Genomic DNA, 14,156 nt, shown 5'->3' with positions numbered 1-14,156 from the left:
TCACTTCGTTAGGAGATTACGCCAATATGAACAACTGAACCTGTCATCCATAACTCATTTTATTTTTTGGATTTACAGGGTTAGTAGGCGTAGCTCACTCTCCGATATTTCTTTACAAGTACATATTTGACATTTTAATCGCTCGGATAAGGGCGAGTATTTGTATCGATTTCATCTTCATAACTGTCTAGCTACGGCTGTTGTCCCTGTCATACAGGAGGCAAACTATGCCAGTATTAAAGGCTTACGACATAAGTCATCAATTTGATAACGGCGAGATACTGTTTCAGAACATATCATGTTCAATGACTAAGAATCGTGTTGGGTTAGTCGGTCGCAATGGTGTTGGTAAATCGATATTAGCATCGATATTGAGTGGTAAAATGGAACCATCAGGCGGCACTGTCACGTCACCCAAGTCGTTCGCAGTATATCATCAGCAATCATCTCACTTGTTATCTACTGAACTTTCCATCGCGCAGTTCTTGGGTAAAGAAAACGTGCTTGAAGCGTTAAAGCAGGTTGAATCAGGGAACAGTTCAGAACATTGGTTCGATGTGATTGGGGAGCAATGGGATTTGTCTGTACAACTGGGTCAGCAACTCAATGATCTGGGTTTACCACCAGAAGCAGATTTTCCTTGCGCTCAACTAAGTGGTGGACAATTAGCGCGGTTGCACCTTTGGCAGTTGTTTGAACGCGACGTTGAGTTACTTATTCTCGATGAACCTTCCAACCATCTAGATACTCAAGCAAAGCAGTGGTTGTTGGAATCGATGCGAGCATTCAAAGGGGCAATTTTGCTCATCAGTCATGATCGAGTATTACTACGTGAAATGGACGAAATGTGGGAGCTATCTGGACTTGGGTTGCAAGTATTTGGTGGTAACTACGATGATTATGCTGAACAGAAACGTACCGAGTTACAAGCAGTAGAGCGGCAACTCACGAGCGTTGATAAGCTGATAAAAAAGGCGGAAGTACAAGCTCAGCGCAATCGAGAGAAGGCAGAGCAAAGAGCGGCTCAAGGGAACAAATTACGTAAAGAAGGTAGCCATGGAAAAAGCTTGCTCGATTCTAAAAAAGATAAAGCTACAGCGCGAGTCTCAAATCGCAAGAAAAACGAACAACTTCGTCAAGTTTACTTACAAGATAAAGAGCAGTCATTAAAGTCGAGAAGAGAGCAGTTGAAAGGGCAAAAGCTGTATCTAGAAGACAGCCCAAGCCGGTTACGTAAAGTGGTTTCGATTCTTGAAGGTGTATTGCCTTTTGGTAGTGATAAGCCAATCTCACTGCAAGTATATGCCAATGATAAGATTCATCTGACAGGTAAAAACGGATGTGGCAAATCAACACTATTAAAAACGTTTTTAGGTGAGCTTTCGCTTCAACAAGGGGAGATGAAATTAAATACGCCATTGTACTATCTTGATCAGTATTTTGGTGTTATTCGAGCAGAGTTATCGATGCTGGATAACTTGATATGGCAGTGTGATGGCATTAAAGAAAGCGATGCCAGAACCTTGCTAGCGGGTATTGGTTTTCGTCGTGACAGTGTATTTCGTCTTGGCTGCATGCTTAGTGGTGGCGAGAAGATGAAGTTAGCAATGCTTATCGTTAGTCATCAACCAAATCAGCCTCTGTTACTGCTCGATGAGCCTGACAACCACCTCGACCTTGATTCGAAAGTTATGCTTGCTCAGGCTCTACGCAATTATCGTGGTGGCTTTGTTTTAGTTAGCCATGATCACGACTTTGTCACTGAGTCAGGAATTCAGAAACAAGTCACTCTGTAACCGCCCAGAATGTCCAGCGGAACATAAATGGGGGTAACATGAAATTGCCCCCAAACAGCGTTAGAGCTTACAGAGACAGCATTGCTACAAGGACTTATTTGGCTTAATTTGAGTTCTAGGCGGGTGATACGTTCTCTTCTTTTATGCATTGGTGTCATTGATTTTGTTTAGTCTTGATCTCTTTCGCTTTGCTCCGCCAACCAACTGACCAGTTTGCCTACCATCGAATTGCGTTCGTGTTTTGGATTGAGCAGGTGATAACCATTTCCAGAAGCGACATAGCTGTCGAACGGCTGTATTAAGCGCTTTGATTTTAAGTCTTGCTCTGCCAGAGTAATGTCACCAATCGCCATGCCAAAGCCTTGTTGGGCTGCATTTACCGCCTGATCAAGTGTGGCAAAAGTCTGGTTACCTTTGCCCTGAACATTGCGATATCCTCGCGACGCCAGCCACATCGACCAGTCTGACTGCTCCGTATTCGCATGAAGCCAAGTACAACGTTTGAGCAGGTTTAGCTCATCTATTGTTTCTTCTGAAACAGACAATGCCATCTTTTCCCACAACTGTGGCGCACATACTGGAGCCAGAAGCTCGTCGAACAATAGTACTTGTTCAATGGTCTTATTGCGGATGGGTTTTCCGTACGAGATGACTAAGTCAAAACTATCGAAGTTGGGTATCGCCTGATGCTTTGTGGTTGAGGTCAGTTCGACATTCACATCAGGATAAGCTTGCTGAAAATTGGCGATGTGACCTAACAGCCATGTGGTAATACAGCTTGGTGCGTTCAACTTGATTCGGTTTGCACTATCCACCACTTCACGAATCGACATTTGTAAGCGATGAATGATTTCTTCTGCGAGAGGGATAAACTTCGCGCCTTCTGGAGTCAAAGCCAGTCCTCGTGCCTGACGATAAAACAATGCAACACCCATCAGACTCTCGATTGACTGGATTTGGCGGCTGATCGCGCCTTGAGTCATGTTAAGCGCTTCTGCAGCGTGAGTGAAATTCAGATGTTGCGCTGTGGCTAAAAACGCTTGCAGGTTTTTTGTCGAAGGGAGTCTAGTTTGCATGTCATCTATCCATGATTTTTTTGCATGGCTAGTATGCCTTTAATTCGATTTAACCGAAAGCGTTTCTTGACTAATTTATTACCAATACAGAAATTAAATTTAATTTAGTCGGTTAAAACTGATTATGTATTCATATTGGGATAATAAATATAATGTCATTAGCTGAGAAGTTAGCTCCTGAGAGCATAAAAAAGTTAATACCATATCAGTCTGCAAGACGCATTGGCGGCGCTGGGAGATTGTGGCTTAATGCGAACGAGTTGGAAGAGCCGCTGCTGTACAAAGAGCACCAGTCTCCACTGCATCGCTATCCGGATTTTTTGCCTCATGATATTGCATCTGCATACCAGGCTTACTGCTCAACGTCACAGCCAACATTGGCAGTGCGTGGTGCGGACGAAGCAATTGATTTGCTCATTCGTACCTTCTGTCAGCCAGGTAAAGACAGCATCGCGATATGCAGTCCGACTTATGCGATGTACGAGTTTTGTGCTGAATCCTTGGCGATTGATGTTATCGACTCTCCACTGCTTTTGCCGAACTTTGATCTCGACGTTGAGAGTGTGGTTCAAGCTGCAGAGAAGGCGAATCTGGTATTCTTATGCTCCCCAAACAACCCTACGGGTCAGTTGTTGAGCTCCCAAAAGATTGTTGACGTGTTAGAGCAGACACAGCAAAGCGCCATTGTGGTTGTTGATGAGGCTTATATCGAATTTGAACTTGACCAAAGTGTCGTTGAGCTAATTGACCGTTATCCAAACCTGGTTGTGATTCGCACTTTGTCTAAAGCTTTCGGTTTGGCCGCGGTACGATGCGGGTTTATTATCGCTCAGCAGTCGGTTATGGATTTTGTCTACAAGCTGATTCCCCCGTACCCGATGCCGGACAGCTCAGCAGAAATCGTTCTCCAAGCGTTAAGTGCTGAAGGATTAGAAAAGGTAGCGGCTCATACCCATACCCTGATTGAATCTCGTCAACGTTTTATTGAACGTATTGAAGGTCTTGACTGGATTGAAACCATTTACCCGTCAGCGACTAACTTTGTATTAATTCGCACTAAGCCGAATGTGAATCTTTTTGAATACTTACGAGAGCAAGGCATCGTAACGCGTAACCAGACTCATGAGCCTAGTCTGCAAAACTGTGTTCGAATCACGATCGGTTCGGAAAAGAGCATGCAGGAAGTGGCGGAAACTATTTGTAACTACACCAATCTAGTGACACCATCAATCGAAATATAATAAGGACATTACACATGAAAAAAATGCTGAGCGCGTTAGCTTGCACCGCCGCACTACTATCGACTTCTTTGATGGCAAAGGAAGTTCGTCTGGCTTCTGACTTTACGTACCCACCATTCAATTACAAGGATGCTAGTGGTACGCCGGTTGGTTTTGATATCGAAATCGCAGACGCCTTGTGTGCAGAAGCGAAGCTTGAGTGTACCTGGGTGTCACAAGGATGGGATTCTCTGATCCCGAGCCTGCTTGCGCGAAAATCAGACGTGATCATGGCTTCAATGCGTATTACTGACGATCGTAAAAAACGCGTACTGTTTACCGACAAGTATTACCAAACGCCAGCTCGCTTTGTTGCTAAAGCAGACAACAACATTGAGATCAGTGAAGCTGGTTTAAAAGATAAAGTAATTGGCGTTCAAAGCGGTACGATTCACGATATGTATGTGACGGATAAATTTGGCTCGGTTGCGACCATCAAACGTTATTCAGGTCAGGACGAAGTGTATCTGGATATGGCAAATGGCCGTTTGGATGCGACTTTTGGTAACTCAGACCAACTTGCGCTGGCGTTTTTAGACAAAGACATTGGCAAAGGTCATGAGTTTGTTGGCGAAGCTGTAACGGATAAAGCCTACATTGGTGAAGGTACGGCACTAGCACTGCGTAAGAATGATAAAGAATTGGCTGAGAAGTTTAACCAAGCGATCAAAACCATTCGTGCAAATGGTACTTACGACAAGATTGCTGCGAAATACTTCTCCTTCGACATCTACGGCGAAGAGCTTTAATTACCGATAGATTCATTCCATCAAATCAACAAGGCCTACTTTGTTTAGCAAGGTAGGCCTTTTTATTAACTCAATGCGTTAACGACATTTCATTCTCTGTCTGGCGAAAAGATGAAAAATCAGCAAGCTAAGTTTAAAATGTGTGTCTATTTCTGATGATATGACGCCTTCTATGCATTCAAACAAGCTCACCATCCCATTGCCTTCGCTGATTCACCGTATTGGTGGCGAGCACGCTAAGCGGGCCAAAATGATTGCGATGGAGAAGGGGTGTGAGTTGAAGCGTGTCCGACGTTCCAGAAACTGGCAGGTTTCTGGTGAGGCATTGGATTTGAAAACCTTTCTTGATCATCTCAAAGCAGAAGAGTCAGAGGCGCTGTGTTTTGTGATCAACAAGATGGAAGTCGGACTCGTGGCTCATCAGGATAAATTAGAGCCGCTGGAAGCCAAGTTGATTCGTTTAGTGGTGGAGAACCCTAACGTCACCCTGGCTGAACTAATGACAGAAACCAATTGTACAATCGCTCAAGCTCGCACTGCGCGTTTTGATGCGGAAATGTTGTAATGGTTTCTGTTTCAAACAGCCAAACAGCTCAGTAAGATCATAAAAAGCCACCCCGTGAGTTATCATCGGAGTGGCTGTTGTGGTTTAGTCTTTGGTTGGCTTGAGCCTTGTTACTTTTCTAATGCTGGTTTAGAAAGCGTCTTTTGCGTTTCTTTTTGGTTTGCTTGCTGCGCACCTTCGCTTGATGTTTCTGGTAACACTAACGTCATTACAATCGCTGCAATACCGCTGGTAGTAACCGGAGAGCCGAAAACGCTCTGCATGATTTTTGGCATTCCTTCCAGAATTTCAGGAACAAGCATTACGCCAAAACCAATACCAAATGAAACGGCGAGTATCATTAGGTTTCGGCGATCTAACTCTTCATTCGCAATGATCTTAATACCTGCTGCTGCAACGGTACCAAACATGACTAAAGTTGCGCCGCCGATAACCGGTTTAGGGATGGTAGTCAGAATGGCACCGATGAGAGGAAACAATCCGAGAGCCACCAAAATAAGTGCGATAAAGTAGCCCACATAGCGGCTTGCAATCCCAGTCAGATGAATAACACTGTTGTTCTGGCTGAAGGTGGTGTTCGGGAACGTATTAAATACCGCAGCAATCAGCGAGTTTACGCCATCGCCAAGTATCCCAGCTTTAATTCGTTTAAGGTATTGTGGGCCAGATACTGGTTGCTTGGTGATAATGCAGTTCGCCGTAATATCGCCTGCTGACTCGATGGCAGTGATGGCGTAAATAACAGCGATTGGGACAAATGCAAACCAATCAAAATCAAACCCGAATTTGAATGGAACAGGGACGCTGACTAAAGGCTGATTAAACGCCCCTTCTAAGTTGACCATGCCCATAAAGGCTGCCAGAACATAGCCAATAACCATACCGATCAAGATGGACGACAATCTTACCATTAGGTTTTTAGAGCGGTTTAAGACGATGATGGTGGTTAAAACCACTGTCCCCAAAACAAGGTTGTTCCACGAACCAAAATCAGGCGCGTTGAACCCGCCCGCAAGGTCGGTCATTCCGACTTTAATCAAAGATATCCCTATCGTTGTTACCACGATACCCGCCACGACAGGTGTGATAATACGTTTAAGTTTGCTGATAAACTGAGAAAGGATGATTTCGACGAAGGCACCGACAAAACACACCCCGAAGATCATTGCCAGAATATCTTCTGGACCACCACCTTGTGATTTAACGATGAAGCCTGCCGCCAAAACAGAACTCAGAAACGCAAAACTGGTGCCCTGAACGCAGACTAACCCCGCGCCTATTGGGCCGATACGGCGCGCCTGTATAAAGGTGCCAATCCCTGACACGATTAACGCCATACTGATGAGATAAGGAACGTGCTCGCCGAGTCCAAGCACGCCGCCGATGATGAGGGTTGGAGTAATGATTCCGACAAAACTCGCAAGTACATGTTGTAGCCCTGCGTAAAGTGCTGCGCCGGCTTTGGGCTTGTCTTCTAACCCATATATGAGGTCGTGGGTTTCCTGTTGAGACATACTGACTTCCTTGTATTCATTATTGTGTACTATTTTATGAATACATCTGAGCAATCTTTGTGCCACAAACTTCCTGACTGGTTAGTCAAGTTATTCCAGTGGGTTAGGAGAAAACCGTGTTGAGTTGACGGAAAATATTGTTTCGTATTGGTGCAATAATGCTCAATTTAGTGCATGTACAACCCGTCACTTTTTTGTTTTACACACACTTAATCGATTGAAATTACCATAAAAAATTTACCATAAAAAAAGCCACCTAGATTTCAGGTGGCTTCAAATGACTAGTGAGCAGAGAGGTTAATTCAACACTTCTTTCAGGCGTTGTCGCTCTTCGTCAGTCATCTTGGTTTTATTCAAAAATGGCATATCAGCACTTTCAACCGAGCGAACCAGAATTCTTGCTTTCCAGCGTTCGATATCTTGCCAGCTATCAAAAACGGCACCGCTTGGCGCGACCTTGAATACATCATCCGTTGGTGTAGAGCTATGACACTGACTACAGCGCTCACTGATGATCTGTTTTGCGATCTTCTGTTCTTCCGTTAATGAAACTTCAGTCGCTATTGCTGCATGCGGGCTGTCTGCATTGGCGACGGTAGGTTGTGATGCGCTGCGAGAAGAAGACTGCCAACTTACCAATACCGCCAGAACCATCATGGCACAGGCTCCACTTAACAGAACGCTTGGTCTATTTTGCCCGATATGTTTGAGGTTAAAGTAATGGCGAATATACGCGCTGATGATCATAACGAAAAAGCCAATCAGCCAGTTCAGTGGATGTTGATAGATCATTGGATAGTGATTGCTGATCATCAAGAAGATTACTGGCAGAGTGAAGTAGTTGTTGTGAATAGAGCGGCGCTTTCCTTCTAAGCCTGGAGCGGGGTCCACGGTTTCACCTGCGGTAACTTGCGCCACCATTTTACGTTGGCCAGGAATGATTTTGTGGAAGACGTTATTGACCATAATCGAGCCAATGAGCGCACCCATATGAATAAACGCACCTCGTCCGCTGAACAGTTGGGTAAATCCGTAGAAAAACAGTGCTCCAAACGCAAGTAGTGCTGCACTGAACAGGGCTGTATTTCGGCTCAAAGGTGAACGCATTAATGCTTCATAAACCACCACGCCCAGTAGAATGCCACCAACGCCAACCCCGACTGCTTGCAGAGAAGTTAGCTCCATGACACGAGGGTCAATCAGATATGCTTGGGCGTTGAAGTAGTACATCCAAATCATCAACGCAGAGCCAGTTAACCATGTGGCGTAGGCTTCCCATTTAAACCAGTGCAGCTTTTCCGGGATTTTTTCCGGACCTACCTGATACTTGGCGACTTCGTAAAATCCACCACCATGTACTGCCCATAGGTCGCCTTTGATGCCTTTATCTTTTTTCCATTTTGGCGGTGTCTCTAAGTTATTATCCAGCCATGTGAAGTAAAAGCTTGCTCCAATCCATGCGACGCCACAGATCACATGAAACCATTTGATAAACAGCGCCAGCCATTCATACAGTTGCGGCCACATCGTAATATTCCTTTTTAAATTTTGATTCCTTGAACATGCGTTCGTTAAAGATTGTTCTTTGAGAGGGGGATTTGCCCAACTGCCTCACTGAAGAACAATCATCTCTTCTCTTTGGGGCATTGCCCTCTAACTTCCTCGGTAGCTCGAATAAGAGAATGGGGATAGGAGAAGAGGAATGTGGTAGTTACCCTCGTCATAGACGTTGAAATTTACGTCTATAAGAGGAAAGAAAGCGCTGCCAAACTGTGCATCACAATAAGGTGCGACAAGAAAGCGCAGCGTATAACCCTGTTTTTCCAGGATTAGCTCTGGGAACTTGGCGCGACCATCTTGATTGGTGGTGGCCTCCGCGAGACACATTTGGTCGTTGAGGCTAAATAACTGAACTTGAATACCAGCTGCGGGCTTTCCGTTTGCGGTATCTAACACGTGGCAACTGAGTTGTTTCATAACAAGGCTTCCATTCTGATTTTGCTGATTTTCTGTTGTTCTAGTGCTGCTTGATGTAGCTCTTCATCCCTCGAACGATTGATTCGGCCTTTGAGTAGGTTGAGCATTTCTTCTGCAGTCTTGTTGGTGGCACACACGATAAAAATGAATCCAAATTTGTCGTGGTATTTTCGATTGAGCGTAAGCAGTTCTTGCAACACATCGGTAGAAGCCTGTTTAACGTTCTTTTGCTCTTTTTCGCTGAGGTCTTTGCCTTGTGAGTACTTCTTTTTCAGGCTATTGAGATCACCAATCATCGGGTGACCTGCAAATGCTTCCAGCCAGTCGTTTTCTTTTAACTTGGTAAAGGCAATCTCTGCGCTACGAAGTAAAGAATCTATTGAGTCAAACGGCATGCGGATTTTCATTTCTTGCTGCCAACGTTGGCTGGTGCAAATTCTTTCCAGCTGTTCATCACTTAGGCTCAAGGCAAGGTTTACTGTACTCATTGATGATTTTCCCTGATATTTTTGCGTGCGAGATTGGCTTGTTGCCATTGTTCTTCGTTCTGTTGTTGTACATCGGGCTGCATTTCATTATGTTGTTTGTTAGCTTGATGTTGCTTAAACCGTTCCATCAATTGGGCAGATACTGAGACCGCCACTTCCATTGGTAATTTGCCCGTGATGTCTGGATTCCCAATCGGGCAGGTGAGCTGATCGAGCAAGTTGACGTTGCTCAGTTGTTCTTTAAGGCGGAACTTGAAACGTTGGCTTTTACCTTGTGAGCCAATTAAGCCCACATACGCAAAGCGCTTGCTTTCTAGCGCTTGCTGAGTCAGCTCAAAATCAAGCGCGTGGTCTTGCGTCATGATCAACACAAATGTGTTGTCTTTTAGTGTTTCGATTGCATCGACCGGATTGGCATGTAGCGATGTCTCTATTCCTTTTTGCGATAAAGGCGACAGCCATTCAGGGCGACTGTCGATGACTTTTACATGGCAAGGCAAACCACTGAGGATACTAGTGAGTGCCTGACAAACATGTCCGGCACCAAATATTGCAACCTGTGGCGTTTGTGTCTGGAAAAACTCGAACATCACTTGCACCGCTCCGCCACAGCATTGTCCAAGATCCGCAGACAGGGCAAAGCGTTCGATAATGGGTTCAGCGTGTTGAAGCGCCAGATTTTCACGCGCTTTGGCGATCACCTGGTATTCGAGGTTGCCGCCGCCGAGCGTGTCGAACTGGCCTTGAGCAGAGATAACCATCTTCGCGCCACTGGATCGCGGCACTGATCCAACATAAGCCAGAACCGTTGCAATACAGTAAGCCTGACCTTGTTGCTCAAGTTGCTGGCAGGCGGCTAACCAGTTCATGCCCGGGTTCGACAGGTAGGCATCATTGTTCGACGACATAGGATTCCTCCTGCATTGATTGCTCTTCAATCCACTGTTGCTGATGCTCGCAAGCGTTAAGGATTTCTTCACCTGTTGCAGGCGCGTGTAGTGCTGGAGCGCATTGATGTTGACTGATTGAGGCTACTGCATCGTAAATTGCGCACCAGACACTGTTCGCGTGCATGAATGGCGGCTCACCAACGGCTTTGGAACGGTAAATGCTGTATTCTGGATTGGCCTGATCGTACAGATCAACATGCATTTGTTTCGGGTAGTCACCGATGGTCGGGATCTTGTAATTCATCGGGCTGTTGCTTAGCAGGTGACCATTCTCATCCCAAACCAATTCCTCTGTGGTTAGCCAGCCCATGCCCTGAATGAATGCACCTTCAATTTGTCCTTTATCAATCGCCGGATTCAGGCTGTTACCCACATCATGAAGAATGTCGACTTTTTCAACGCGCATTTCGCCAGTTAGAGTGTCGATCGTGACTTCTGAACACGAGGCTCCAAGGGCAAAATAAAAGAACGGACGACCCGTCGCGGTACTTCGGTCATAACCAATTTTTGGTGTTTGGTAGAATCCGCTTGCAGAGAGCGAAATACGGTTCATATACGCCAACTGAACTAACGCTGCCCAACTGACGGGTTGTTGGTATTTCGGTGATGATTCAATACCGACAAGCTCACCGTTGACAATGTCTGCCTCTTCGACTTGATAATGTTCACAAGCGAAATCAAGTAAGCGTTGTTTGATTTCCATCGCTGCATTGTGCGCCGCCATACCGTTAAGATCGGCACCAGAAGACGCTGCTGTTGGCGAGGTATTTGGCACTTTATCTGTGCGGGTTGAGGTGACAAGCACCTTGTTAATATCAATACCGAAAGACTGAGCAACAATCTGCTGAATCTTCGTATGCAGGCCTTGGCCCATTTCTGTCCCGCCGTGTGATACCTGAAGTGTCCCATCGGTGTAAACATGGATCAGAGCACCCGCTTGGTTAAGGTGTGTTGCCGTAAACGCAATCCCAAATTTAAGCGGAGTTAAAGCCAGACCTTTTTTCAGCACCGGGTTACTTTGGTTCCACTGATTAATTGCCTCGCGGCGAGCGCGGTAGTCACTTTGCTTCTCAAGCTGTCGCATGATATCCAGCATTGCGTCATGCTGTTCGACTTCCATACCATACGGTGTGATTTGTGCTCCATCGCGATATAGATTTTTGTAACGAACGTCGAGCGCATCCTGGCCGACTTGAAGCGCTAAATCCTGCATCGCTTTTTCAATCACGATCATGCCCTGAGGTCCGCCAAAACCACGGAATGCGGTGTGGGAAACCATATCGGTTTTGAGCCTGTTGCCAACCACACATGCCTGGCCGAGTGAGTAAGCGTTATCGGCATGGAACATGGCGCGATCGACAATTGCGTCGGAGAGGTCAGGCGAGTGACCACATAAACCGTTTACTTCGATGTTTGCGGCGATGATTTGGCCTTGAGCGTCTGCCGCAAGCTGGTAACGGTTGTAGAAAGGATGACGCTTACCAGTGACGGTCATATCGAGTGAGCGAGGAAGACGCATTTTTACTGCTCGTTTTGTATGGTGTGCCCCAAGCGCTGCCAGACATGCCCATTGAGCCGCCTGACTTTCTTTACCACCAAAGCCACCGCCCATACGTCGTATATCAACCGTGACTCGGTTAAAATCAATGTCTAATACTTCAGCGACCAACTTCTGAACTTCAGACGGGTTTTGGGTTGAAGAACGCAAGAATATGCCACCATCTTCGGTTAATTCTGCAAGACTTACCTGACCTTCCAAATAGAAGTGTTCCTGACCACCGACATGGATATCGCCGTGAATATAAACCGGCGCTTGGTCAAAAACTTGTTGTTCGACTTTTTTACCCATCTGGTGAGTAGGCAAAAGGGGATCTTGTGATGCGGCTTTTGGGTACGTCAGCGCCAGATCGCCCGTTTCGGTGTACTCCACTTTCGCCAGGCTTGCGGCTTTCCATGCTAGCTCATGTGTGGTCGCCAGAATGAGGGCAATAGGCTGTCCGAAGTACTTAATCTCGTTATTTATCGCCAGTAAGGGATCGCCTTTGAAAATGGTACCAATGTCCTTTTCTCCGGGAATCGAGGTCTCTGTCAGTACTTTAACGACACCTTCAGCGCACTCAACCTCCGATAAGTCGAGCTGTGTAATCTGACCTTTAGCAATGGTGCTGGTCACAACAGCCGCATGTACGCATCCAGCGGGAGTAGCGTAATCATCAACATAGAGCGCTTCACCGCCGACCTGCTTATCGGCACTTTCGTGCTTGTAAGATTTCCCTACGACTTGTTGGGATTCAGGGAGTATGGTTTGTCCCGATTCAACCTGAGTTAACTTACGCATCTTGCACCAACCTTGTCTCAATACTCTGAGACTCCAAATAAAAACGTTTAAGCAGGTTCTGAACCAACTTGACTCGATAAGTATTACTGCCTCGCACATCACTCAGTGGCTGAATCACCTGAGGTACCATTTCCTGAGCTTGCTGCACGACAGAAAGCGACAATGGCTTACCAATAAATAGCGCTTCTAACTGGCTATGGCGTACCGATTTTGCGGCTACTCCGCCAGCCGAGATGATACAGTTGGTGACACATTGGTTAGCGGCAAACGCCATGTTCAGTCCCAATGTGACTGTCGCGATGTCATCTTCGTAGCGTTTACTCACTTTATAGATAGCGTGGCGTTCGTTTTTAGCCAGCTGTGGTAAGTGAATCGCGCTGATCCACTGGTTAGGCTGAAGCGCAGTCTGGCGGTATCCGGTAATGTACTCTTCCGGTGCCAGTAACACTTTGTCTTCGCCATCATCTAATTCAATCAGGCCATGCAGGCTAATAAGTAGTGGGGCAATATCGCCAATTGGTGAAGCGTGGCCGAGACTGCCTCCAAGCGTTGCTCTGTGGCGAATAGTCAAACTACCCAAGCGCTCAATCACTTCATCAGCGGTTGGGAAATGTTGTTTAATAAATTCATGAACCTGCGTCATCGGAACTGCCGCACCAATGCGCCAACCTGCCGAAGTTTCTGTGATTGTCAGTAAGTCATCGACGTGAGATAAGTCGATCAGTTGCGCCAAAGGTTTGTGTTGCTGAGTCACCTCTAATGATAAATCCGTCCCGCCTGCGATCATTTTTGCCTCTGGCATCTCTTTGATTGCCTGAGCGAGTTGCTGACGGTTTTTTGGGCGCGCATAGTTCGGCTCATTTGTGTCTGCAACTGAGGCCATCCATGTTTTTACGCTCGCTTCATGAACGCTAAGCGGATCATCTATATGGCATGCCGCAATCGAGTTTGCGGCTTCAATCAATGGACCGTAGCCCGTGCATCGGCACAGGTTGCCAGAGAGATAATGGGTTGGGTTATGAGGCGCGACTTCTTGCTTTGACAGCGCATAGAGAGACATCACAATTCCCGGCGTACAAAAGCCACATTGAGAACCGTGATGATCGACAACCGCTTGCTGCACAGGATGAAGCTGGTTGTTTTGTTTTAGGTGCTCGACGGTAATGATCTGTTTACCGTGCAGAGCATGAATCGGCGTGATGCAGGCGTTGATTTGTCGATAACTCAGTTTATCTGCGTCATCAGTATCAACGACGACTACCGTACAAGCGCCACAATCACCACTGGCACACCCTTCTTTAGAGCCTGTCATGTGTTTTTGTTCACGCAAGTAGTTCAAAAGCATGGTGTCTGCTTTTGCTGATGCCACTTTGACGACATCATTATTAATCATGAGCTCTAACATAACTTCCTCTATTCATTA

12 protein-coding genes are annotated in these 14,156 nt (G+C 46.1%); 4 read left to right on the top strand and 8 right to left on the bottom strand.

Features of this window, described 5'->3' with window-relative positions:
• Window positions 1–227: 227 nt before the first annotated feature.
• Window positions 228–1,796 (top strand): ABC-F family ATP-binding cassette domain-containing protein, encoded by a 1,569-nt coding sequence (locus tag L9Q40_RS15635; protein WP_498793864.1) that lies wholly within the window; start codon window positions 228–230, stop codon window positions 1,794–1,796.
• Between the two features lie 167 nt (window positions 1,797–1,963).
• Here L9Q40_RS15635 and L9Q40_RS15630 read toward each other — a convergent pair whose 3' ends face one another.
• Entirely contained in the window at window positions 1,964–2,872 is a 909-nt protein-coding gene (locus L9Q40_RS15630) for a LysR family transcriptional regulator (protein ID WP_420660109.1), read from the bottom strand.
• A 149-nt stretch (window positions 2,873–3,021) separates the two neighbouring features.
• On the opposite strand from L9Q40_RS15630, the gene hisC reads away from it, so the two are divergent.
• From hisC to L9Q40_RS15615, 3 genes are all read left to right on the top strand, one after another.
• On the top strand, window positions 3,022–4,113 hold the full coding sequence (gene hisC, locus L9Q40_RS15625; RefSeq protein ID WP_498793950.1) for a histidinol-phosphate transaminase: 1,092 nt from the start codon (window positions 3,022–3,024) through the stop codon (window positions 4,111–4,113).
• A 14-nt stretch (window positions 4,114–4,127) separates the two neighbouring features.
• A complete protein-coding gene (locus L9Q40_RS15620) occupies window positions 4,128–4,901 on the top strand; it encodes an ABC transporter substrate-binding protein (protein ID WP_498793863.1) in 774 nt (257 codons plus the stop codon).
• A gap of 172 nt (window positions 4,902–5,073) precedes the next feature.
• Entirely contained in the window at window positions 5,074–5,466 is a 393-nt protein-coding gene (locus L9Q40_RS15615) for a ribosome recycling factor family protein (protein ID WP_498793949.1), read from the top strand.
• A gap of 110 nt (window positions 5,467–5,576) precedes the next feature.
• On the opposite strand, the gene L9Q40_RS15610 is transcribed toward L9Q40_RS15615, so the two are convergent.
• The 7 genes from L9Q40_RS15610 to xdhA form a co-directional block, all read right to left on the bottom strand.
• On the bottom strand, window positions 5,577–6,980 hold the full coding sequence (locus L9Q40_RS15610) for a uracil-xanthine permease family protein (protein ID WP_498793862.1): 1,404 nt from the start codon (window positions 6,978–6,980) through the stop codon (window positions 5,577–5,579).
• A gap of 297 nt (window positions 6,981–7,277) precedes the next feature.
• A complete protein-coding gene (locus L9Q40_RS15605; protein WP_498793861.1) occupies window positions 7,278–8,507 on the bottom strand; it encodes a urate hydroxylase PuuD in 1,230 nt (409 codons plus the stop codon).
• A gap of 126 nt (window positions 8,508–8,633) precedes the next feature.
• Window positions 8,634–8,957, bottom strand: a complete 324-nt coding sequence (uraH, locus tag L9Q40_RS15600) for a hydroxyisourate hydrolase (RefSeq protein ID WP_498793860.1) — start codon at window positions 8,955–8,957, stop codon at window positions 8,634–8,636.
• Window positions 8,954–9,445, bottom strand: coding sequence for a 2-oxo-4-hydroxy-4-carboxy-5-ureidoimidazoline decarboxylase (locus L9Q40_RS15595; protein WP_065297844.1), 492 nt, complete (start codon window positions 9,443–9,445; stop codon window positions 8,954–8,956). Before L9Q40_RS15595 ends, uraH begins: the two co-directional genes overlap by 4 nt.
• Window positions 9,442–10,353, bottom strand: a complete 912-nt coding sequence (gene xdhC / locus L9Q40_RS15590) for a xanthine dehydrogenase accessory protein XdhC (RefSeq protein ID WP_498793859.1) — start codon at window positions 10,351–10,353, stop codon at window positions 9,442–9,444. Before xdhC ends, L9Q40_RS15595 begins: the two co-directional genes overlap by 4 nt.
• Window positions 10,337–12,733, bottom strand: a complete 2,397-nt coding sequence (gene xdhB, locus L9Q40_RS15585; RefSeq protein ID WP_498793858.1) for a xanthine dehydrogenase molybdopterin binding subunit — start codon at window positions 12,731–12,733, stop codon at window positions 10,337–10,339. The genes xdhC and xdhB overlap by 17 nt, the downstream gene beginning before the upstream one ends.
• Window positions 12,726–14,138: a xanthine dehydrogenase small subunit gene (xdhA, locus tag L9Q40_RS15580; RefSeq protein WP_498793857.1), complete on the bottom strand. Its 1,413-nt coding sequence runs from the start codon at window positions 14,136–14,138 to the stop codon at window positions 12,726–12,728. Before xdhA ends, xdhB begins: the two co-directional genes overlap by 8 nt.
• Window positions 14,139–14,156 lie beyond the last annotated feature (18 nt).

The organism is Allocatenococcus thiocycli (assembly GCF_921292965.1).
Lineage (GTDB): Bacteria > Pseudomonadota > Gammaproteobacteria > Enterobacterales > Vibrionaceae > Vibrio > Vibrio natriegens.
This window is presented reverse-complemented; position numbering and strand designations above follow the sequence as displayed.